General features: G+C 70.2%; 13 protein-coding genes. 7 read left to right on the top strand and 6 right to left on the bottom strand.

Features of this window, described 5'->3' with window-relative positions; genetic code table 11:
- Positions 1-60: 60 nt before the first annotated feature.
- Together PIQ37_RS04480 and PIQ37_RS04475 are read right to left on the bottom strand one after the other, a co-directional pair.
- Positions 61-3033, bottom strand: a complete 2973-nt coding sequence (locus PIQ37_RS04480; RefSeq protein ID WP_342072529.1) for a TonB-dependent receptor domain-containing protein — start codon at positions 3031-3033, stop codon at positions 61-63.
- 119 nt (positions 3034-3152) lie between these two features.
- On the bottom strand, positions 3153-6515 hold the full coding sequence (locus tag PIQ37_RS04475) for a TIM-barrel domain-containing protein (RefSeq protein ID WP_342072528.1): 3363 nt from the start codon (positions 6513-6515) through the stop codon (positions 3153-3155).
- A gap of 323 nt (positions 6516-6838) precedes the next feature.
- On the opposite strand from PIQ37_RS04475, the gene PIQ37_RS04470 reads away from it, so the two are divergent.
- From PIQ37_RS04470 to PIQ37_RS04450, 5 genes are read left to right on the top strand one after another with little or no spacing between them, the layout of a single operon-like run.
- Positions 6839-7993: an SIS domain-containing protein gene (locus tag PIQ37_RS04470; RefSeq protein ID WP_342072527.1), complete on the top strand. Its 1155-nt coding sequence runs from the start codon at positions 6839-6841 to the stop codon at positions 7991-7993.
- Positions 7986-8924, top strand: a complete 939-nt coding sequence (locus tag PIQ37_RS04465; RefSeq protein ID WP_342072526.1) for an ROK family protein — start codon at positions 7986-7988, stop codon at positions 8922-8924. Before PIQ37_RS04470 ends, PIQ37_RS04465 begins: the two co-directional genes overlap by 8 nt.
- Before the next feature lie 15 nt (positions 8925-8939).
- The gene (locus PIQ37_RS04460; RefSeq protein WP_342072525.1) at positions 8940-10274 is read left to right on the top strand and encodes a D-tagatose-bisphosphate aldolase, class II, non-catalytic subunit; all 1335 of its coding nucleotides are present in this window, start codon (positions 8940-8942) and stop codon (positions 10272-10274) included.
- Positions 10275-10307: 33 nt separating this feature from the next.
- A complete protein-coding gene (locus PIQ37_RS04455; protein WP_150410263.1) occupies positions 10308-11084 on the top strand; it encodes a DeoR family transcriptional regulator in 777 nt (258 codons plus the stop codon).
- A complete protein-coding gene (locus PIQ37_RS04450; protein ID WP_342072524.1) occupies positions 11081-12205 on the top strand; it encodes an N-acetylglucosamine-6-phosphate deacetylase in 1125 nt (374 codons plus the stop codon). The genes PIQ37_RS04455 and PIQ37_RS04450 overlap by 4 nt, the downstream gene beginning before the upstream one ends.
- A 539-nt stretch (positions 12206-12744) precedes the next feature.
- Here the strand turns inward: PIQ37_RS04450 and PIQ37_RS04445 are convergent.
- The 4 genes from PIQ37_RS04445 to PIQ37_RS04430 form a co-directional block, all read right to left on the bottom strand.
- The gene (locus PIQ37_RS04445) at positions 12745-13269 is read right to left on the bottom strand and encodes a hypothetical protein (protein WP_342072523.1); all 525 of its coding nucleotides are present in this window, start codon (positions 13267-13269) and stop codon (positions 12745-12747) included.
- A gap of 46 nt (positions 13270-13315) precedes the next feature.
- Positions 13316-13609: a LysM peptidoglycan-binding domain-containing protein gene (locus PIQ37_RS04440; RefSeq protein ID WP_342072522.1), complete on the bottom strand. Its 294-nt coding sequence runs from the start codon at positions 13607-13609 to the stop codon at positions 13316-13318.
- 394 nt (positions 13610-14003) lie between these two features.
- Positions 14004-14822 carry an NADPH-dependent 7-cyano-7-deazaguanine reductase QueF gene (gene queF / locus PIQ37_RS04435; RefSeq protein WP_342072521.1) on the bottom strand — a complete coding sequence of 273 codons (819 nt, stop codon included), beginning with the start codon at positions 14820-14822 and terminating at the stop codon, positions 14004-14006.
- A 332-nt stretch (positions 14823-15154) separates the two neighbouring features.
- Positions 15155-16459: a M20 family metallopeptidase gene (locus PIQ37_RS04430; protein WP_342072520.1), complete on the bottom strand. Its 1305-nt coding sequence runs from the start codon at positions 16457-16459 to the stop codon at positions 15155-15157.
- A gap of 286 nt (positions 16460-16745) precedes the next feature.
- On the opposite strand from PIQ37_RS04430, the gene PIQ37_RS04425 reads away from it, so the two are divergent.
- Both PIQ37_RS04425 and PIQ37_RS04420 read left to right on the top strand, forming a co-directional pair.
- The gene (locus PIQ37_RS04425) at positions 16746-17987 is read left to right on the top strand and encodes an efflux RND transporter periplasmic adaptor subunit (protein ID WP_267108623.1); all 1242 of its coding nucleotides are present in this window, start codon (positions 16746-16748) and stop codon (positions 17985-17987) included.
- 197 nt (positions 17988-18184) lie between these two features.
- Positions 18185-21418 (top strand): efflux RND transporter permease subunit, encoded by a 3234-nt coding sequence (locus tag PIQ37_RS04420; protein ID WP_342072519.1) that lies wholly within the window; start codon positions 18185-18187, stop codon positions 21416-21418.
- Positions 21419-21531: the final 113 nt, after the last annotated feature.

Raw genomic sequence — 21531 nt, 5'->3', positions numbered from 1 at the left:
TGCGGTCTCCTCGTGGATGCGCGCCGGCACCGGCCGGCACGCAGGCTGCTGCGGGTGCGATCACTTGAAGCGGTAGCCGATGGTCACGCTGTAGCCGCGGCCGAAGATGGTGGCGTAGTCGCTGGAATCGCCCAGGAAGCTATTCGGATCGTAGAACGGCAGGCGGTCGAACAGGTTCTTGACGGTGAAGCTCAGGTTCCAGGCGTCGTCCGGACGCCAGGTGACGCTGAGGTTGGCGGTCCACCACGACGGCGCGCCATCGCACTTGCTCGGCTGCAGCTTGAGATAGCCGGCGGTGCAGGTCTGCGGGTTGTTGTCCTCGGCGTCGATCCGGTCGGTGGCCCACTTGGTGCCGCCGACGTAGTTGACGAACATGCTGGTGGTGACCTGTCGGTAGGTCCAGTCGGCGTTGAGCGTGGCGCGCAGGCGCGGGTTGTTGTAGTAGCCGACCACGTCGCCGTAGTACCAGCCGCTGTCCTGGTCCATGTAGAAGCGGTTGCGGTTGGCGATGGTGGCGGCCAGGCCGATGTTCAGCCCGCCCCACTGGCCGAGCGAGAAGCGGCTGCGCGCGTCGATGTCGAAGCCGTCGACCAGGGTCTTGCCGCGGTTGCGGTACTGCCCGACCACACTGGCGACATTGCCCACGCTGTAGCCCGGCAGCGTGCCCGGGCAGGCCACGCCGCTGGCCGGATCGGCGCACATCGCCGCCAGCTGGGCGAGGTTGGCGCGGTCGCTGTCGGTGATCGGCGAGCGGGTCATGGCGGTGATGTCGCCGGCGCGGCGGTAGTCCGGGGCGACGATCTCATTGTCGCGATAGATGAACCAGTAGTCGGCCGACACCGACAGCCAGTTGGCCGGCTCATAGACGAAGCCGAGCGTGGCGATCTTGGCCTTCTCCGGCTTCAGGTCCGGGTTCGGCTGGGTCATGCGCGCCACGGTGCGGCTGCAGTCGGCGTTGAGCAGGCTATTGCCCAGATCCACGTCGCCGCTGCGGCGCGACTGCAGCAGCAGGTTGGCGATGGCATTGGTCTCGCCGCAGCGCACCTCGTCGCGGTAGCCGCCCAGCTGCGCGTAGACGCCGCCGCTGCCGGACTCGGCCAGGCTCGGCGCGCGGAAGCCGGTGGAATAGGTGCCACGCAGCAGCAGTTGCTCGAAGGCCTGGTATTTGAAACCGACCTTCGGCGCCAGGTTGGTGCTGAAGTTCGGGTACTTGTCGGCGCGCAACGCCGCGTCGAGTTCCAGCTTGTCGGTGATCGGCGCGACGGTCTCGGCGAACAGCGCATAGGTGTTGCGCTTGCCGTCGAACCAGGAGCCGCCCTGCTGGGTGATCAGGCCGTTGGCCGCGTCCGGGTTGCCGGGGGTGTAGAAGGTCTCACGGCTGGCGTTGAAGCCGAACGCGGCGCGCATCTCGCCGGCCGGCAGTTGGAAGAGCGGGCCTTCGATCTTGCCGTCGAGGGTGTGCAGGCGCGTCCACGATTCGATGTCGAAGGTGGGGAACGCCTCGCGGATCAGCGCGGCGTTGGCGGCGCTGATCTCGCCGAACCGATACGCGGGGTGGTCGGAGATGATCACCCGGCCGGTGCCCGGGTCGATGGTGAACGGGCCGAACGCCTTCTCGAAGCCTTTCACGTTGACGTTGACGGTCTGGTAGGTGACCGAGTGGGTGCCGGCGGTGGCGAAGGCGGTTTCCCAGTTCCAGTCGCCGAGGCTGCCGCGCGCGCCGCCGAGCACGCGGTAGCTCTTGTCGGTGTTGCGCTGGCCGAAGTAGTCGGGGCCGGCGTCCTGCAGCAGGTACTGCAGGCCGACCACCCCGCCCATCATCGCCCTCAGCTGCGGGCTGGCATGGTTGTACTCGTTGTTGGGCCCCAGGAACGGATACAGGAACTGGTTGACGGTGTTGCCGGTGTTGCGCGAGAACCAGCTGGTGGGGTTGCCGGTGGTGGTGTTGAACGCGCGCGGGGTGCCGCCGTTGGCGCGCAGGTCGATGTCGGTGTAGGTGGCCTCGGCGAACAGTTCGGTGCTGGCGCCGACCAGGAACGTGCCGTTGAGGTAGGCGGTGTTGCGTTCGGACTTGGCGCCGGCGTCGATCTCGTTGTTCAACCAGGTCTCCCACACGCAGCGCGGGCCGGCGGCCTCGCTGGTCAGCACGTTCTGGCAGCCCGGTGCGGCTTCCTGCACGCGGCGCCCAGTGGCCGGGTCGAAGGCGAAGTAGCTGCCCGGATTGAACTGGCCCGGCTTGCTGCCCACGCCCAGGCGCAGGTTGGTCAGGTAGTTGGGATTGTTGACGTAGTACTGCGCCGGGCGCTTGTCGTAGAAATCGCGCAGCGGGATCGCATCGCGCCGGTACACGTTGACCGCGCCGTAGACGTTGAAGCGGTTCTCGGTGAGGTCGCCGAAGCCGGCGGTGATGCTGGCCTGGTGTTCGCCGTAGGACTCGATGCGGGTGGAGGTGTCGTTGCTGAAATTGATCTCCGCGCCCTGGAAGTTGCGCTTGGTGATCACGTTGATGACGCCGGCCACCGCGTCGGTGCCGTACACCGCCGAGGCGCCGTCGGTGAGCACTTCCATGCGCTCGATCGCCGCGGCCGGGATCGCATCGATGTTGACGAACTGGGTCTGGAAGCCGGCCGGCGCGCCGTAGTACGACAGGCGACGACCGTTCAACAGCACCAGCGTGCCCTGCGCGCCGAGGCCGCGCAGATTGGCCTGCGAGGCGCCATCGGAACCGGTGAACAGCGAGCGCGCGTCCTGTTGCGCCGGGCGTGCCGCGGGCAGGTTGTCAAGCACCTGCAGCAGGGTGCGCGCGCCCATCGCCTGGATGTCCTGCTTGCTGATCACCTGCACCGGCGAGGCGGTCTCCACATCGGTGCGGCGGATGTTGGAGCCGGTGACTTCGACCCGGGCCAGGTCGGTGGCGGCCTGACTGTCCTGCGCGGCTGCGGGCTGCAGGGCGGCGAGCAGGACACCGGCGATGGCCAGGGTCAACGGAGCGAGCGGGCGACAGCGGGGATGGCGGTGACGGGCGGGCAACATCGGGGTTCTCTCCTGGCAGGGTGCGGCGCGAACGCGGAATCGGCGGGCAAAGCGCTCCCGGGCCACGGCCAGGCGGCCGCAGTCGGGAAAGGCGGGGGAGGAGCGGTGTTACGGGGCGGTCATGGGGCGACGAAGCTGGCGGTGTCGCCCTCCTGGCCGATCAGGACGGCGTTGGCCCAATTGGCGCAGACCTGGGCAGGCTGCGACCCCTGCGCGCCGAGCGTGCGCAGGCTCAGCGTGGACAGGCCGCGGATGTCCAGCTCCGGCTTGACCACACCGGGCGCGCTGACCAGGCCGCTGTCGTAGAGCAGGCGGCCATCGCCCCAGACCTGGAACTGCAGGCCGCCAGCGCTGCGGCAGGCGTCGTCGATGCCCAGGTCGGCGCGCAGCAGGCGCCAGTCGCCGTGCAGGCGCAGGTCGAGGCGGCTGTCGGCGCCCACGCCCAGGCCGCGGCGGAACTGCAGGCCGTTCATGCGCATGCCGGCATCGCCGCGGAAGGCGCGGTCGGCCTGCACGCGGCCATCCAGCGCGGCAGGCAACGCCAGTTCGGGCAGGTAACGCTGCTGCGCTGGCCGCTCCGGGGCCTGGTGCTCGAGGATGTGGAAGGTGGACAGCACAATCGGGCCGACGTCGCGCGGCTGCAGCGCATCGAAGGCGCGCGGGCGGCGCTGCGCGGCGGTGACCATCGGGTCGTTGCTGTCGGCGCCGTCGCCCTCGGGGTTCTGCACGCTCAGCACGCGGAAGCGCAGCAGGCGGCCGGCATGCGCCGGGAAGTCGATGCGCTGCACGCCTTCCTGGAGGCGCAGGTGGCCGCGCGCCACCGGCTCGCCCCACTCGCCGTTGCTGTCGCCCAGGTAGACCTCGTAGTCGCGCACCTGGCCGTGCTTCCAGTTCTTGTCGTTGCGCGGCGCCAGTTCGATGCCGTCGATCATCTTGCGCTCGCCGAAGCCGATCACCCATTCGTGCGCGCCGGTGCGCACGGCCTGGTTGCGCACGCTGCGGAACCAGGTGCTCGGGTCGTCGTCGAAGGCGTTCTCCAGCGGGTGCCCGGGTTCCTCGGCCGGGCGGTTCACCACCAGCAGGCTGTCGGCGGGCAGCGCGCGGCCTAGCTCCGGCGCCGGCGGATAGGCGTCGTCGGCCGCAGCGGCGGCGACCGGGAAGTCCAGCCGCAGTTGCAGCGGCTGGCGGATGTCCTGCACGGCGGTGCGCACGTGCACGGTGCCGCGGCGCTCCGTGGCGTCGAAGTACCAGCCTTCGCTGGCCTGGGCGAAGGCCGCGGCGTCGGCGACCGTCGGCAGCGCGCGCTCGCCGACCTGCACCGACCGCGGCGCCTGCCGCGCGAGCACGCGCAAGGCATAGCGGCGCTGCGGCAGCTGTCCGTCGTAACGCCCTTGCACCGGATCGATCCACACCTGCACCGGGCCGCTACCCTGCGCCGGCGCCTGCACGCGCACGGCCTGCGTGCTGGACTCGCCCTGCTGGTAGCGGCGGGTGTTGCCGTCGTCCTCGTACAGCGTGTACTGCGAGGCCCCCTGCGGATACAGGTCGAAGGTCACCTCGTCCAGCGGCTTCTCGCCGTCGAACAGCATCGCCGGGTACATCGGCAGGATCGCGCCGGCGCGCACGAACAGCGGCAGCGTGGCCAGGTCGACCTGGCGATCGAGCTGGCGGCCGTCGGCGCCGGCCTGCACGCGGCGGCCGTCCCAGTAGTCGATCCAGCCGCCGGCCGGCAGATGGATGTCGCGCCGCCAGCCGCGGCTGGCTGCCTGGCTGCGGTACACCGGCGCCACCAGCAGGTCGCGGCCGAGCAGGAACTGGGTCTTGTAGGTCTCGTCCTGCGCGTGCGGATCGCGCGGGTCTTCCCACATCAGCCCGCGCACCGGCGGCGCGCCGGTCTGCGCGGCATCGTGCACCAGGCCGTACATGTACGGGGTCAGGCGCATTTTCAGCTTCAGGTAGTCGCGGTTGATGCTGCGGTACGGCTCGTCGTACCACCACGGATGCTTGCGCGCGTTCGACGACCAGCCGCTCATGCCCATCAGCACCGGGGTGAACGCCTTCCACTGCAGGTCGCGGGTGAAGGTCTCGGCGCTGCCGCCGAAGATCGCATCGACATCGCCGGCAGCGTAGGCCATGCCGGACAGGCCGGAGCCGATCAGGGTCGGCACGTGCCAGCGGATGTAGTCCCAGCTGCTGCTCTGGTCGCCGGTCCAGGCCACCGCGTAGCGCTGGATGCCGGCCCAGCCCATCACCGTCCACAGGAACGGGCGCGCATCGGAGTTGTCGAGGATGCCGTCGTAGGCCTGGTGGTTGGCGTCCATCGCGAACTGGTAGCCCTTGCCGGTCCAGGCCACGTCCAGCTTCTGCACGCGGCTGCCGGCCTTGCCGACTTCCCAGGCGATCTTGTCCACGCCGTTCTCGGTCCACAGGCCGGTGCGGAAGCCGTAGCGGGCCAGGCCCTGCACGGTTTCCGGCAGCCGGGTGTAGCCGCAGCCGTAGCCGTCGTTGGGCAGGATCCAGCCACCGGGCATGTCGTGCTCGCGGTATTGCCGGGCCACGCTGTCGACCACGTCCGGGGTGGTGCCGGTGGCGCCGTCGTGCCAGCCGTCCGGCACGGTGCCGGGCTTCTTGGCGTTGTCGCCGTCGTTGTAGCAATCGGCATCGCCGTAGGACAGCGACCAGCGCGCCAGCATGCTCGGGCGGCCGGTCAACCGGGTGTAGCGCTCGATCAGGGCCGGCAGGTCGGCGCCGACGAAGTAGTAGGCGTCGAAGCGGTCTTCGCGGTGCAGCAGCGTGGCCTGGTCGGGCTGGCGCAGGTCGTAGCTGCCGTCGCTCCAGGTGTTGCGCAGCATGCCCCAGCCGCGGCTGCTGAGCAGCATCGGCGCCGGGCTCGGGCGATCGCCCTCCTCCCAGCCGCCGGAATACGACACCTCCAGTTCGCGGCCCTTGAACTGGTAGCGCCCGTTCTGCTGGCCGCCACCGTAATAGGCTTCGTCGGCCTGCGAGGACAGCACCTGCACGCTCTGCGCGGCATCCAGATCCAGCGGCTGCAGTTCCTGCCACAGCGCGACGGCGCGGCCCTGTTCCAGCCGCTCCAGGCGCAACCGCAGCGGTTGCCGCTGCACGTGCAGCACCAGCGCGTCGGTGCGCACGCGCAGTTCCTGCGCATCGTCTTCCAGCTGTGCCTGCACCACGGCCTTGGGCTGCGGCAGCACGATCGGCGTGGCCTTGTCGCCGGCGCCGGTCAGCGTGCCGTGGCGCCCGGCCTGCACGCGGACGATGTCGGCCGCCGGCACTTCGATGCGCAGGCGCACGCCGCGGTCGGTCAGCAGATCCCAGCCCTGCACGCCGTCGCGGCTGGTGCTGGCGGCGACCGTGCGCAGGTTGCCGACCGGCTCGGCGACGACGGTGGCCGCCACCAGCAGCAGGGCCGGCAGCGCGATCGCCCGCAACAGCGACGAACGACGAACGCGGTTCTCCACACGACCCCCAAACCCGTTTCCCCGGGCGTTTCGAAAGCGTTGCGCCGACTCTAGGCCAGGGATTTGAAAGATGTCAATAAATTGAAAGCAAAAAACAAGATTTATTTTGACAAAAAGAAAGATATTGCCTCGCATGACTTTGCTTTCATCTCGACCGAATCAGCTGATTCCGCTTGCGATAGCGACATCCGCCTGCACCTTTCGTTTTAGAACGGGCGATCCACAGAGCCATTAGGCACAGGCCAATACTTTCTTTTTTCTTTCGATATTTGACATTTCGAAAGAAAAGCCGGATGGTGCGCTGGCCCAACAGGAACCACCGCATGGACCTCCTTCCGCTTTCGGATGCATCCGCCTGGCAGCGCCTGGGCGGCGCCGATACCGCCCGCGAGATCGCCCAGCAGCCGGCGCTGTGGCAGACCCTTGCGCAGGATCTGGCACAGGCCGGCGACCGCCTGCAGGCCTTCCTCGGCGACCGCCTCGCCGATCCGAACCAGCGCGTGCTGTTCACCGGCGCCGGCAGTTCCGGCTTCATCGCCGAGATGGTGGCCGACGCGATCAATGCGCAGTGGCCGGCCGAGGTGCGCGCGGTACACACCACCAGCCTGCTGACCCATCCGGCGCTGTACCTGCAGCGCGCGCGGCCGACCCTGCTGGTGTCGTTCGGGCGCAGCGGCTCCAGCCCGGAAAGCGTGGCCGCGGTGGAGCGCGTGCGCAGCGACGTGGACGACGCGCGCTTCCTCGACATCACCTGCAACGCCGACGGCGAACTGGCGCGCCGCGGCGCCGGCCGCGCCGACACCTGCACCCTGCTGATGCCGCCGGCCAGCTGCGACCGCGCCTTCGCCATGACCAGCAGCCTGACCTGCATGCTGCTGGCGGCGCTGAGCGTGTTCGACCGTGCGCCATGGGAAACGCGCAGCGCGCGCCTGCAGCGGCTGGCCGAACTGGCCGACCGCGGCCTGGCGCAATGGGATGGCGCGGTGGCGGCGCTGGCGCAGCGTCCGTTCGCGCGGGTGATCTATCTCGGCAGCGGCCCGCTGGAAGGGCTGGCGCGCGAGGCCGCGCTGAAGGTGCTGGAACTCACCGCCGGCCGCGTGCTGGCGCTGGCCAACACGCCGCTGGGCTTCCGCCACGGCCCCAAGTCCACGCTCGACCGCAGCACCCTGGTGGTGATGCTGCGCAGCGTGCAGCCGCTGGCGCGTCGCTACGAACAGGACCTGCTCGACGAACTGCGTCGCGATGGCGTGGCCGGCCAGGTGCTGGCGATCGGCCCGCATGCGGACATCGGTGCCGGCGACGACCACACGCTCGCCGTCGCCGGCCTGGACGATCCGTGGCTGGCGCCGCTGTGGCTGGGCTTCGCGCAGTTGTTCGCGCTGCAGCGCTCGGCCGCGCTCGGCCTGACCCCGGACAATCCGTTCCCCGACGGCACCGTCAACCGCGTGGTCCAGGGCGTCACCATCCACCATGGCTGAGCCCGGCGCGCCCACCTGCTACGGCCTCGACGTCGGCGGCACCAAGATCGAACTGGTGGCCTGCGACGCTGCGCTGCAGGTGGTGTGGCGGCGCCGCGTGGCCACGCCGCAGGGCGATTACGCCGGCTTCCTGCAGGCGGTGGTGGCGCTGGTGGCCGCGGCCGATGCCGCGCTCGGCCACCACGACAGCCCGCTCGGCATTGCCCTGCCCGGCGTGCGCGACCGCCGCAGCGGCCGCCAGCTGAGCGCGAACGTGCCGGCGCTGACCGGCCAGTGCGTGGCGCAGGACCTGCAGGCGCGGCTGCCGCGTCCGCTGCGCATCGGCAACGACCTGCAATGCTTCGCGCTGTCCGAGGCGCATGGCGGTGCCGCCGACGGCTACCCCAGCATGTTCGGCGCCATCCTCGGCACCGGTGCCGGCGGCGGCTTCTGCGTGCAGGGCCGCCTGCTCGCCGGCTGCAACGGCATCGCCGGCGAATGGGGCCACTGGAGCGTGCCCGGGCACCTGCTGCAGCGCCACCACCTGCCGCTGCTCGCCTGCGGCTGCGGCCTGCAGGGCTGCGTGGAGCGCTACGTGTCCGGCAGCGGCGTGGCAGCGATCGCGCGCCATCTCGGCAGCGACGCCGCCGACGCCAGCGCGGTGATCGCCCTGGCCGAAGCCGGCGATGCGCGCGCGCAGCAGGCGCTGGACATCCATCGCGATCTGCTCGGCCACAGCCTGGCCGCGGTGGTGCTGGCGCTGGACCCGCACGTGATCGTGCTTGGCGGCGGGCTGTCGCAATACCCGCCGCTGTACCGGCAACTGCCCGACGCCATCGCCGCGCACCTGTTCGCCGGCGTGCAGGTGCCGCCGATCGTGCCGCCGCACTTCGGCGATGCCGGCGGCGCCCGCGGTGCCGCGCTGCTGGCCTGCCATCCCGCGTTTTCCTGATCCGCCGGAGTTCCCATGTCGCCCTTGCAGACCCTGCTCGCCTCCCATCGCGCCGGCGCCAACGTCGGCCTGTACAGCGTCTGCTGCAGCAACGAACAGGTGCTGCGCGCGGCGATGCAGGTCGCGCTGGCCCACGACACGCTGCTGCTGGTGGAGGCCACCTCCAACCAGGTCGACCAGTTCGGCGGCTACACCGGCATGACCCCGACGCAGTACCGCGATTACGTCGGCGCATTGGCCGAGACGGAAGGCTTCCCGCGCGCGCGGCTGATCCTGGGCGGCGATCATCTGGGCCCGAACGCCTGGCAGAAGGGGCCGGCCGCCGAGGCCATGGCGCATGCGCGCCTGCTGATCGAACAGTACGTCGCCGCGGGGTTCCACAAGATCCACCTGGACTGCAGCATGGCCTGCGCCGACGACCCGGTGCCGCTGCCCGATGCCGTCGTCGCCGCGCGCTCGGCCGAACTGGCCGAGATCGCCGAGCGCACCGCCGCCGCACATGGGCTGCCGCCGCCGGTGTACGTGATCGGCACCGAGGTGCCGATTCCCGGCGGCGAAGCCTCGCTGGCCGGCGGCCTGCAGGTCACCACGCCGGCCGCGGCCGCGCAGACCCTGGCCATCCACAGGCAGGCCTTCGACACGCCGCCGCTGCGCGCCGCGTGGCAGCGGGTGATCGCGCTGGTGGTGCAGCCGGGTGTCGACTTCGACCACAGTAGCGTGCACGACTACGACCCGGCGGCGGCCGCCGCGCTGGCCGATTTCCTCGAGCAGCAGCCGCGCATCGTGTTCGAGGCGCACTCCACCGACTACCAGCGCGAGGACGCGCTGCACGCGCTGGTGCGCGACCACTTCGCCATCCTCAAGGTCGGCCCCGCCGCCACCTTCGCCTATCGCGAGGCGCTGTGTGCGCTGGCCGCGATCGAAGCCGAACTGCTCCCCGCGGCGCAGTGCTCGCAACTGCCGCAGGTGCTGGACGCGGCAATGCAGGCGCAACCCGGATATTGGCAGTCCTACTATCCGGGCGACGCCGCCGCGCAACGCCTGCTGCGCCGCCATTCCTTCAGCGACCGCTGCCGCTACTACTGGGGCGAGCCGGCGGTGCGCGCGGCGGTGGACACCTTGTTCGCCAACCTGGAACGGCATGCGCCGCCGCTGGTGCTGCTCAGCCAGTTCCTGCCCGAGCAGTACCGCGCGGTGCGCGCCGGCCAGCTCGCCACTACCCCGGCAGCGCTGGTCCAGCACCGCATCGGCCTGTGCCTGGGCGAATACGCCCGCGCCTGCAGCGCCAACCGCGCCGGCGCGCGCCGGCCACACGCCGAAGCGGCTGCCGGCGTCGCGGCGAACGGCTAATCTTCCCGGTCGCCCGCGAATCCGAGAATGGCCATGCGCAACACCCGCTCCCGCCGCCAGCAGATCCTGCAGTCGCTGCTCGAACACGGCACGGTGCAGGTTGCCGACCTGGTCGAACGCTTCGACGTGTCGGCGGTGACCATTCGCGCCGATCTCAACCATTTCGAGGCGCAGGGCCTGGCCACCCGCACCCACGGCGGCGCCACGCTGGTGCGCACGCCGCCGCAGGAGCAGGACATCCATGAAAAGGACGCACTGAACCTGCCGCTGAAGGAATCGATCGGCGCCTGCGCCGCGCGCATGGTGCAGCCCGGCGCCAACATCATCATCGACTCCGGTTCGACCACGATGACCCTGGCCCGGCACCTGCGCGCGCACCGCGACGTCACGGTGATGACCAACGGCCTCAACATCGCCTGGGAACTGGCCAACGCGCCGGGCATCAACGTGCTGCTCACCGGCGGCCAGCTGCGCCAGCAATCGCTGTCGCTGCAGGGCAGCCAGGCCGAGGCCAGCCTCAACGCCTACGGTTTCGACACGCTGTTCCTGGGCGTGGACGGCCTGGACCTGCAGTTCGGCCTGACCACCCACGACGAGGCCGAAGCGCGGCTCAACCACCGCATGGTCGAGCGCGCGCGGCGCATCGTGGTGCTGACCGACGCCTCCAAGTTCGGCCGGGTCAGCCTGCACCGCATCGCCCGCCTGGACCAGATCCACGCCATCATCACCGACGCCGGCATCGACGAGGCCACCCGCGAGGGGCTGCAGCGGCTGGGCATCGAGGTGATCATCGCCGAGCCCGCACCATGACCGACACGCATTCCCTGCACGGCCGCCTGCTCACCCCGCTGGGCTGGCGCCGCGGCCACGTCCACTTCGACACCCACGTGCGCCGGCTGCAGGTGGACGACCACAGCGGCGGCGACGATCCGCAATTGCCGCTGATCCTGCCGGGCTTCGTCGACCTGCACGTGCACGGCGCCGCCGGCGTGGACCTGATGCAGGGCGGCGACGCGGCACGGCGCATCGCCCGCGCCCACCTGCGCTTCGGCACCACCACCCTGCTGGCGACCACCATGACCGCCGGCGTCGAGGAGATCGCGCACGCACTGCGCGGCGTCGCCGCGGCCATGGCCGCGCCCGATGCCGACGCGGCCTGCATCGCCGGCGTGCACCTGGAAGGCCCCTTCATCAGCCCGCAGCGGCTGGGCGCGCAACCCGATCGCACGATCGAGGCCAGCCTCGCCCTGGTCCAGCAGTGGCAGGCGCTGGCGCCGATCCGGGTACTGACTCTGGCGCCGGAGATCGGCGCGCACACCGCGCTGATTCCGGCGCTGACCGCACTGGGCATCCGCGTGCAGCTCGGCCACAGCGCCGGCAGCTACGAGGACGGCGTGGCGGCGCTGCAGGCCGGCGCGGCCGGCTTCACCCATCTGTTCAACGGCATGACCGGCGTGGACCACTACCGCCCCGGCATCGCCGCCGCGGCGCTGGCGCATGCGCAGTACGCCGAACTGATTCCCGACCTGCAGCATGTGCATCCCGGCGTGATTCGCCTTGCCGCGCGCGCGATCCCGCGCCTGTACGCGGTGACCGACGCCACCGCCGCCACCGGCATGCCCGACGGCGAATACGCACTGGGCGAGCAGCGCGTGCACAAGTGCGGCGGCTGCGTGCGCCTGGCCAGCGGCTCGCTGGCCGGCAGCGCACTGACCATGGACCAGGCGTTGCGCAACCTGGTGCAAGTGGGTCTGGAGCTGGCCGATGCCGCGCAGCGCGTGTCCACCTTCCCGGCCGACTACCTGGGCCTGGGCGACCGCGGCCGCATCGCCCCCGACGCCCGCGCCGACCTGGTGGTGCTGGACAGCGAGCTGCGCCTGCGGCAGGTGGTGGTGGGCGGACGCATGCTGGATCTGCACGCGCCGCAGTGATCGCCTTGCGCGGCTGCGCGGTGCTGGCCAGCGCGGTGCGCGCAGACGCCGCCGAGTGGACGGCAGGGCATCGTCCAGGACGTGCGTCGGGATGGAAGGGCACCGCTGATCCGCCGGATGCAGCTCGCGCCTCCGTGGTAGGAGCGGCTTCAGCCGCGACGGGCGTTCCCGATAAGGCCGGTCGCGGCTGAAGCCGCTCCTACGACGGGTTTCCGGGCGATGGGAACGCCCTGAAGTCCCCCGCACCTTCTTGATGCACCACGTCGGCCGTGCTGCCGGAGTATCCGCTCAGGCATAAATCAGCCGCAACGGGCGTTCCCGGTAAGGCCGGTCGCGGCTGAAGCCGCTCCTACGACGGGTTTCCGGGCTGTGGGAGTGCCCTGAAGTCCCCCCACACCTTCTTGATCCACCACGTCGGCAGTGCTGTCGGAGCATCCGGTCACGCATAAAAAAGGCGCAGCCTCGCGGCTGCGCCAGCGTGTCGCACGTGCCGGGAGAGAGGCGGCGCGTGCGACCCGTGACCGGGCCTTAGCCCTGGATCACTTCACCTCGAACGTCTGCGGCGTGCCCGCCGCCTGGCCGTTCACGGTGACCTCGGCCTTGTACTGGCCAGCCGGCCAGCCCTTGGGGTTGGTGAACTCGAAGTTGGTGGTGTCGGCGCCACTGGTATTGAGCGTCTCGGTGCGCTCGCCGGCGGTCTGGCCGTCCTGGAACACCAGCTTGGCGCCGACGTTGGCATTGGTCGCCGAGCCCTCGGTCTTCACCGAGACGATGATCTTGTCCTTGCTGGCGAGCGTGGTCAGCGGCGCGACGGACTTGTCCGCGGCGGCAGTGTTGCCGACAGCGACGGCCGCGACGTTCACCGCATTGGCGCCTGCGGCGGCCGGCGCCGGCTGCTCCGCCGGGGCCGCGGCCGGACCCGGCATCTGCTCGGTCGGCGCGGACGAGGTGGGATCGGGGGACACGGTCTGTTGCTGCTCCTGCTTCTTGCAGCCGGCCAGTGCCAACGCACCGACCAGGGCGATCATCAAGGGCGAAAACGTGGAGATCGAGCGGGTCTTCATCGTGGGGACTCCTGTCGGAATAACGAAAGGTAGTGGTGGCGACGCCTCAGGCGCCGGCCGGCAGCTTGAGCGTCTGGCCGGGGTAGATCTTGTCGGGGTCGGCCAGCACATCGCTGTTGGCCTCGAAGATGCGCGTCCAGGCGTTGCCGTCGCCGTAATGCAGCTTGGCGATCTTGGACAACGAATCGCCAGGCTTGACCACGTACACCTGCTGCACCTGCTCGGCGGTGCTGTCGACCTTGCTCTGCACGGCGGAAAAATCCGCCTTCTGTACGACGTCGGCGGTGGTGTCCACCTTGGCGGTGACCGCCGAGAAATCGGCGCGCTTGTCACTGTTCATCGCGTGGCTTCCTGCGTGATGGGACGCGGCCACGGTGTCACAGGATTTGTTAAAAAAGGATCGCGCGGCCGTGAACCGCGCGGCTGCGGTTCAGGCGCGCCGCGCGTCTTCGAACGCGGCGAGATGTGTCGGTCGAACGCTTGAGTTCGTGCATGACAGCGGGATCGCCGGCACGCTGCAATCGCGCGCGCAGCGCGCGCGGCACCGTCGCAGTGTGGGCGCGTCGTCCAGGCGACCACTGCGAGAACCCCGGCCTGCCGTACAGGTGTCGACGGCCGCGCTGCGCTCCCGGCGCTCGTGTGGGAGGGACTGCAGTCCCGACTGCAGTACGGCCGGACGCCTCGATGCTTCCGCTCGTCGCGGCCGATGGCGCAATCGCGGTGTCAGCGCCGCCCTACTGACGCAGATCGCGCAGGAAGCTCAGCGGCTCGGCCACGTCCGCGGTGGCGCGCCAGGGATTGATGTCCAGCCCGCCGCGGCGGGTGTAGCGCGCCTCCACCTGCAGCGACTGCGGCCGGCAGCGGGTCATCAGGTCATGGAAGATGCGCTCGACGCACTGCTCGTGGAAACCGGCGTGCTCGCGGAAGCTGATCAGGTAGCGCAGCAGGCCTTCGCGGTCGATGCGGCCGCCACGGTAGCGCACATGCAGCGAGGCCCAGTCCGGCTGGCCGGTGACCGGGCAGTTGGACTTGAGCAAGGCGCTGCTGAGGGTTTCCTCGACCACGTCGCCATCGGCAGCGGACAGGAAGTCCGGACGCGGCGGACCGTAGCAGTCGATGGCGATGTCCAGCGCATCGAGCGACTCGCCCTCGCCCAGCGTGTCCATCGGCGGCAGGCCGAATTCCATCGCCACGTCGGCGCCGGCGCGCGCCGACAGATCGGTGACGATGCAACTGCGCAGCGCTTCGGCGCTGTTGAAGCGCATCGCGTTGAGCGAGTTGAGATAGAGCTTGAGCGATTTGGATTCGATCAGGTTGGGCGAGGCGCACGGCACGTGCAGGGTCGCAGTGGCGACACAGGGCTTGCCCTGCGCATCGAGCCAGCTCAATTCGTAGGCGTGCCAGCGGTCCACGCCGAAGAACGGCAGCGCCGCGGGGTCGAGACCGATCTCGGTGCGCGCCGCGGCGCGCGGGATGGGAAACAGCAGCGCGGGATCGTACTGCGACGGGTAGGCGACCTCGCGGCCGAGACTGGAATCCTGGGGGGTGTTCATGCCGTGCAGTGTAGCGGGCGCGTTCTGGCTGGGAGGTGTATGGGGCGGGGATTCGGGAGTGGGGATTCGGGAGTGGCAGGAGCAAAAACGGGCTTGCTTGCGTCGACGCAACTGCGTCGATTCTGTGCTTCGCGCGTCGCGGCTGAAGCCGCTCCTACAGGAGCCATCTAGCGCCGCTGTTGTAGAAGCGGCTTCAGCCGCGATGGCCTTCCCGGTGATACCCGTCGCGGCTGGAGCCGCTCCTACAAACGACCATCGGGGCCGGACCTAAGGCGATTCCGCCCACGCCGCCACGCCCATGCTCTTGCGAATCCCCAATCCCGACTCCCCAATCACTGCTTCAAGTAATCCAGCGTCACCTGCAGCATGGCCCGCAGGCCGACGTCCAGGGCGGTCTCGTCGAGCAGGAACTGCGGCGAGTGGTTGCTGGGCGCGGTCGCCGGGTCGATGCCGGGGCCGGTGGCGCCGACGAAGAAGAACATCGACGGCACCTGCTGCGCGTAGAACGAGAAATCCTCCGCGCCCATCTGCAGCGGCGGTTCGTAGACGTTGCCGGCGCCGACCACCGCCTGCAGGCTGGGCAGCATGCGCGCGGTCAGCGCCGGGTCGTTGACCGTGGCCGGGTTGCCGTCCTGGTCGGGCACGTGCGCCTCGGCCTTGGCGCCGTGCGCGGCGGCGGTGTGCTCGGCGACGGTCTTGAGGTCGGCGAAGATCTGCTGGCGCATGCCCTCGTCGAAGGTGCGGATGGTGCCGACCATCTCCACGTCGTCGGGGATGATGTTGTAGCGGATGCCGCCCTTGATCGCGCCGAAGCTGAGCACCGCCGGCTGCCTGGACAGGTTGGCGCGGCGGCTGATCACCGTCTGCGACGCGCCGATCAGGTCGGCGCTGGTCACGATCGGGTCGATGCCGTTCCACGGCGCCGAGCCGTGGGTCTGGCGGCCGATCACCTTGATGCTGAAACGGTCCGAGGCGGCCATCAGCGGGCCGCCGCGCACCGCGATCTTGCCGGCCTGGACGCTGGAGAACACGTGCAGGCCGAACATCGCCTGCGGCTTGAAGTCGCGGAACAGGCCCTCCTTGAGCATCAGCGAGGCGCCGCCCTCCTCGTTGCCCGGCGCGCCCTCCTCCGACGGCTGGAACACCAGCATGACCTCGCCCGGCAGCTGCGCGCGCATCGCCACCAGCGCCTCGGCGACGCCGAGCAGGATCGCGGTGTGCGCGTCGTGGCCACAGGCGTGCATCACCCCCACGGTCTCGCCGCGGTACTCGCTGGTGGCCTTGGAGGCGAACGGCAGGCCGGTCTGCTCGGTCACCGGCAGCGCGTCCATGTCCGCGCGCAGGGCGATCTTCGGCCCCGGCAGCGCGCCTTTGACGATCGCCACCACGCCGTGGTGGGCGATGCCGGTCTGCGGCTTCAGGCCCAGCGCGCGCAACCGCTCGGCGACCTTGGCGGCGGTGCGCTCCTCGCGGTTGGACAGCTCCGGGTGCTGGTGGAAGTCGCGCCGCCACTCCACCACCTTGGCCTGCAGCCTGGCCGCGGCGGCCGTCACCTCCGGGCGCTCGGCGCTCTGCGCCCAGGCCAGGGCGGGGACGGCGAACAGCATCGCGGACAGCAGGCGGGACAGGCGCGGCATGGCAGGGCTCCAGATCGGGACGCAACGGGCGTTCAGTCACTGTAGTGCATCGGCCGCCGGCGAGGGGCGGCCACGGATCCCGTTGCGGACAAAAAACCCTTGCGAATCCGTGTCAACCGATGCGCCGCCTGCGCGTTGCGAGAGCGGACGACCGGCCTTGCCCGCCCGCGGGGTCTGTCCCTTCAGTCATGGTCCAATCGCAACGCGCGGGCGATATGCTTTCTCGCTCGTCACCAGCCACTGCGGGAGGGCCTCCCACCCCGCCTCGCCACAGGAGTTTCCCCGGATGTCGCGTTTCTGGAAGATTGCGCTGCTGATCCTCGCAGCGGTGGCCGTGGTGGTGGTGGGCATGCGCGTCATGCGCGGCGGGCATCACAAGGGCGGCGGCCCCGGCGACGGCATGGGCGACGACAGCGACAACACGCCGGTCCCGGTGACGGTCGTCGCCGCCACCCACCAGGCGGTGCCGATCTACGCCACCGCCACCGGCACGGTGACCGCGCTGAGCACGGTCACCGTCAGCCCGCAGGTCGGCGGCCAGCTGATGAGCCTGAATTTCCGCGAAGGCCAGGAAGTGAAGAAGGGCGAGCTGCTGGCGCAGATCGACCCGCGCTCGCTGCAGGCCAGCTACGACCAGGCCGCGGCGAGCAAGCGCCAGAACCAGGCGCTGCTGGCCACCGCGCGTTCCACCTTCCAGCGCTCCGACTCGCCGGCCTACCGCCAGTACGTGGCCAAGACCGACCTGGACACGCAGCGCAACCAGGTGGCGCAGTACGAAGCGGCGGTCGCCGCCAACGACGCGCAGATGCGTGCGGCGCAGGTGCAGCTGCAGTACACCCGCATCCTCGCCCCCAGCGACGGCATCGCCGGCATCCGCGGCGTGGACGTGGGCAACATCGTCAGCACCAGCAGCACCATCGTCACCATCACCCAGGTGCACCCGATCTACGTGACCTTCAACCTGCCGGAGATCCAGCTGCAGGACGTGCGCCAGGCGCAGGCGGCCGCGCCGCTGCCGGTCACCGCGCTGGATCGCACCGACGCGCATCCGATCGCCAGCGACGGCCAGGTCGACGTGATCGACAACCAGATCAGCGCCGACACCGGCACCTTCAAGGTCCGCGCGGTGTTCCCGAACGAGGACCGTGCGCTGTGGCCTGGCCAGTTCGTCAACGTGCGCCTGACCCTGCGCACCGTGGCCGACGGCGTGGTGGTCCCGACCCAGGCGGTGCAGCGCGGCCCCAACGGCGACTACGTGTACGTGGTGCAGGCCGACAACACGGTCAAGATGCAGACGGTGAAGCAGGGCGCGGAAGTGGGCGACAGCCACGTGCAGCTGACCGAAGGCCTGAAGGCCGGTGAGCGGGTGGTCACCGAAGGCCAGTTCCGGCTCAAGCCCGGCACCAAGGTGAACGCGCTGAAGCCGGGCGAGGCGCCGCCGGAGCCGACCGAGGCCGAACTGAAGGCGGCCGAGGGCAAGCAGCAGCAGCGCGGCGGCGGACGCCGCGGCGGCGGCGGGCCGCGCTGAGCGTGCCGCGCACGCGGCGCGTTGCGGCAACGGCCCTGCCGCGCCTGCGTGACGGGCGTCGGCCGGATCGCGCGCAGGCGGCGGCGTTCCCGCCCGGCGTCGCGATCGCGGCACGGGGCCACGGCCCCCGCTGATTCCGCCGTCTTTCCCGGCGCCGGCCTGGCCGCGCCGGACTCTCACCAGCAAGGATCTTCCCCGTGGGCTTTTCGACGATCTTCATCCGCCGCCCGATCGCCACCACCTTGCTGATGGCAGGCGTGCTGCTGCTCGGCATCCTCGGCTACCGGCAGCTGCCGGTGTCGGCGCTGCCGGAAATCGACGCGCCCAGCCTGGTGGTGACCACGCAGTATCCCGGCGCCAACGCCAGCACCATGGCCTCGCTGGTGACCACGCCGCTGGAGCGCCAGCTCGGGCAGATCTCCGGGCTGCAGATGATGACCTCCGACTCGTCGGCCGGCCTGTCCACGATCGTGCTGCAGTTCGCGATGGATCGCGACATCGACATCGCCGCGCAGGACGTGCAGGCGGCGATCCGCCAGTCCACCCTGCCCTCCTCGCTGCCCTACCAGCCGGTCTACAACCGGGTGAACCCGGCCGACGCGGCGATCCTCACCCTCAAGCTCAGCTCCGACACGCTGCCGCTGCGCGAGGTCAACAACTACGCCGACTCGATCCTGGCCCAGCGCCTGTCGCAGGTCCCGGGCGTGGGCCTGGTGTCGATCGCCGGCAACGTGCGCCCGGCGGTGCGCATCCAGGTCAATCCGGCGCAACTGTCGAACATGGGCCTGACCCTGGAGGCGCTGCGCAGTGCGCTGACCCAGACCAACGTCAACGCGCCGAAGGGTTCGCTCAACGGCAAGACCCAGTCCTACAGCATCGGCACCAACGACCAGCTGTCCAGCGCCGCCGAGTACCGCGACACCGTGATCAGCTACCGCAACGGCGCGCCGGTGCGGCTGTCGGACGTGGCCAAGGTGGTGGACGGGGTGGAGAACGACCAGCTCGCCGCCTGGGCCGACGGCAAGCCGGCGGTGCTGCTGGAAGTGCGCCGCCAGCCCGGCGCCAACATCGTGCAGACGGTGGAACAGATCCGCGCGATCCTGCCGCAGCTGCAGGGCGTGCTGCCGGCCGGCGTGCACCTGGACGTGTTCTCCGACCGCACCGAGACCATCCGCGCCTCGGTGCACGAGGTCAAGTTCACCCTGATCCTGACCATTGGCCTGGTGGTGGCGGTGATCTTCGTGTTCCTGCGCCGGCTGTGGGCCACGGTGATCCCGTCGGTGGCGGTGCCGCTGTCGCTGGCCGGCACCTTCGCGGTGATGGCCTTCGCCGGCATGTCGCTGGACAACCTGTCGCTGATGGCGCTGGTGGTGGCCACCGGCTTCGTGGTCGACGATGCGATCGTGATGATCGAGAACATCGTGCGCTACATCGAACAGGGCAAGAGCGGCCGCGAGGCGGCGGAGATCGGCGCGCGCCAGATCGGCTTCACCGTGCTGTCGCTGACCGTGTCGCTGGTGGCGGTGTTCCTGCCGCTGATCCTGATGCCCGGCGTCACCGGCCGCCTGTTCCACGAGTTCGCCTGGGTGCTGAGCATCGCGGTGGTGATCTCGATGCTGGTGTCGCTGACGCTGACGCCGATGATGTGCGCCTACCTGCTCAAGCCCGACGCCCTGCCCGAGGGCGAGGACGCGCACGAGCGCACCGCGGCGGCCGGCAAGACCACGCTGTGGTCGCGCACCGTCGGCGTGTACGAGCGCAGCCTGGACTGGGTGCTGGGCCACCAGAAGCTGACCCTGCTGGTGGCGCTGGCGACGATGGTGCTGACCGTGCTGCTGTACGTGGTGATCCCCAAGGGCCTGCTGCCCGAGCAGGACACCGGGCTGATCACCGGCGTGGTCCAGGCCGACCAGAACGTGGCGTTCCCGCAGATGGAGCAGCGCACCCAGGCGGTAGCCGAGGCGCTGCGGCGCGACCCGGCGGTGACCGGCGTGGCCGCCTTCATCGGCGCCGGCTCGATGAACCCCACCCTCAACCAGGGCCAGCTCAGCATCGTGCTGAAGCCGCGCAGCGACCGCGACAGCCTGGAAGACCTGCTGCCGCGGCTGCAGAAGGCGGTGGCCGGGCTGCCCGGCGTCGCCCTGTACCTGAAGCCGGTGCAGGACGTGACCCTGGATACCCGCGTGGCCGCCACCGAGTACCAGTACTCGCTCTCGGACGTGGACAGCACCGAGCTGGCCACCCAGGCCACGCGCCTGACCGAGGCGCTGCGCAAGCGCCCGGAACTGGCCGACGTGGACAACAACCTGGCCAACCAGGGCCGTGCGCTGGAACTGCACGTGGACCGCGAGAAGGCCAGCACCCTCGGCGTGCCGATGCAGACCATCGACGACACGCTGTACGACGCCTTCGGCCAGCGCCAGATCTCCACCATCTTCACCCAGCTCAACCAGTACCGCGTGGTGCTGGAAGTGGCGCCGGAGTTCCGCACCAGCACCGCGCTGCTCAACCAGTTGGCGGTGGCCAGCAACGGCAGCGGCGCGCTGACCGCCAGCAATGCCACCAGCTTCGGCCAGACCACCTCCAGCAACTCCTCCACCGCCACCGGCATCGGCGCGCAGAACACCGGCATCACCGTTGGCAGCGGCGGCACCGTGCCGCTGGCGGCGGTGGCCGAGGCCAAGCAGTCGACCACGCCGCTGGTGGTCAGCCACCAGCAGCAGCTGCCGGCGGTCACCGTGTCGTTCAACCTGGCGCAGGGCTATTCGCTGTCGCAGGCGGTGGCGGCGATCGAGGAAACCCGCGCGCAGCTGCAGCTGCCGCCGCAGCTGCATGCCGAGTTCATCGGCAAGGCCGCCGAGTTCACCGGCAGCCAGACCGACGTGGTGTGGCTGCTGCTGGCCTCGGTGGTGCTGATCTACATCGTGCTGGGCGTGCTCTACGAGAGCTACATCCACCCGCTGACGATCATCTCCACGCTGCCGCCGGCCGGCGTCGGCGCGCTGTTGGCGCTGATGCTGTGCGGGCTGAGCCTGTCGGTGGACGGCATCGTCGGCATCGTGCTGCTCATCGGCATCGTCAAGAAGAACGCGATCATGATGATCGACTTCGCGATCGACGCGCGCCGCGAGGGCGCCAACGCCCACGACGCGATCCGCCGCGCCTGCCTGCTGCGTTTCCGCCCGATCATGATGACCACCGCCGCGGCGATGTTGGGCGCACTGCCGTTGGCGCTGGGCGACGGCATCGGCTCGGAACTGCGCCGCCCGCTGGGCATCTCCATCGTCGGCGGCCTGCTGCTGTCGCAGCTGGTCACCCTGTACACCACGCCGGTGATCTACCTGTACATGGAACGCGCCTCCGAGCGCGTGCGTGACTGGCGCGAGCGGCGTGCGGCGCGGCACGCGACGGCGGCGGGGGGAAGGGCGTGAAGCGCCGGGATTCGGGAGTCGGGATTCGGGAGTCGTGGCGCGCCTGCGGCGTCAGGTTCCAGGGCATCCCACATGGCGTCACTGAGCCGGCAGCGCGCAGGAATGCCGCTTCC

The organism is Xanthomonas protegens (assembly GCF_038442435.1).
GTDB lineage: Bacteria > Pseudomonadota > Gammaproteobacteria > Xanthomonadales > Xanthomonadaceae > Xanthomonas_A > Xanthomonas_A sontii.
This window is presented reverse-complemented; position numbering and strand designations above follow the sequence as displayed.

Excerpts from the sequence above, each read along its gene's own strand:
- PIQ37_RS04425 (WP_267108623.1), top strand. The coding sequence starts at position 16,746 with ATGTCGCGTTTCTGGAAGATTGCGCTGCTGATCCTCGCAGCGGTGGCC.
- PIQ37_RS04460 (WP_342072525.1), top strand. The coding sequence starts at position 8,940 with ATGTCGCCCTTGCAGACCCTGCTCGCCTCCCATCGCGCCGGCGCCAAC.
- PIQ37_RS04430 (WP_342072520.1), bottom strand. The coding sequence starts at position 16,459 with ATGCCGCGCCTGTCCCGCCTGCTGTCCGCGATGCTGTTCGCCGTCCCC.
- PIQ37_RS04440 (WP_342072522.1), bottom strand. The coding sequence starts at position 13,609 with ATGAACAGTGACAAGCGCGCCGATTTCTCGGCGGTCACCGCCAAGGTG.
- PIQ37_RS04450 (WP_342072524.1), top strand. The coding sequence starts at position 11,081 with ATGACCGACACGCATTCCCTGCACGGCCGCCTGCTCACCCCGCTGGGC.
- PIQ37_RS04480 (WP_342072529.1), bottom strand. The coding sequence starts at position 3,033 with ATGTTGCCCGCCCGTCACCGCCATCCCCGCTGTCGCCCGCTCGCTCCG.
- PIQ37_RS04465 (WP_342072526.1), top strand. The coding sequence starts at position 7,986 with ATGGCTGAGCCCGGCGCGCCCACCTGCTACGGCCTCGACGTCGGCGGC.
- PIQ37_RS04470 (WP_342072527.1), top strand. The coding sequence starts at position 6,839 with ATGGACCTCCTTCCGCTTTCGGATGCATCCGCCTGGCAGCGCCTGGGC.
- queF (WP_342072521.1), bottom strand. The coding sequence starts at position 14,822 with ATGAACACCCCCCAGGATTCCAGTCTCGGCCGCGAGGTCGCCTACCCG.
- PIQ37_RS04455 (WP_150410263.1), top strand. The coding sequence starts at position 10,308 with ATGCGCAACACCCGCTCCCGCCGCCAGCAGATCCTGCAGTCGCTGCTC.
- PIQ37_RS04445 (WP_342072523.1), bottom strand. The coding sequence starts at position 13,269 with ATGAAGACCCGCTCGATCTCCACGTTTTCGCCCTTGATGATCGCCCTG.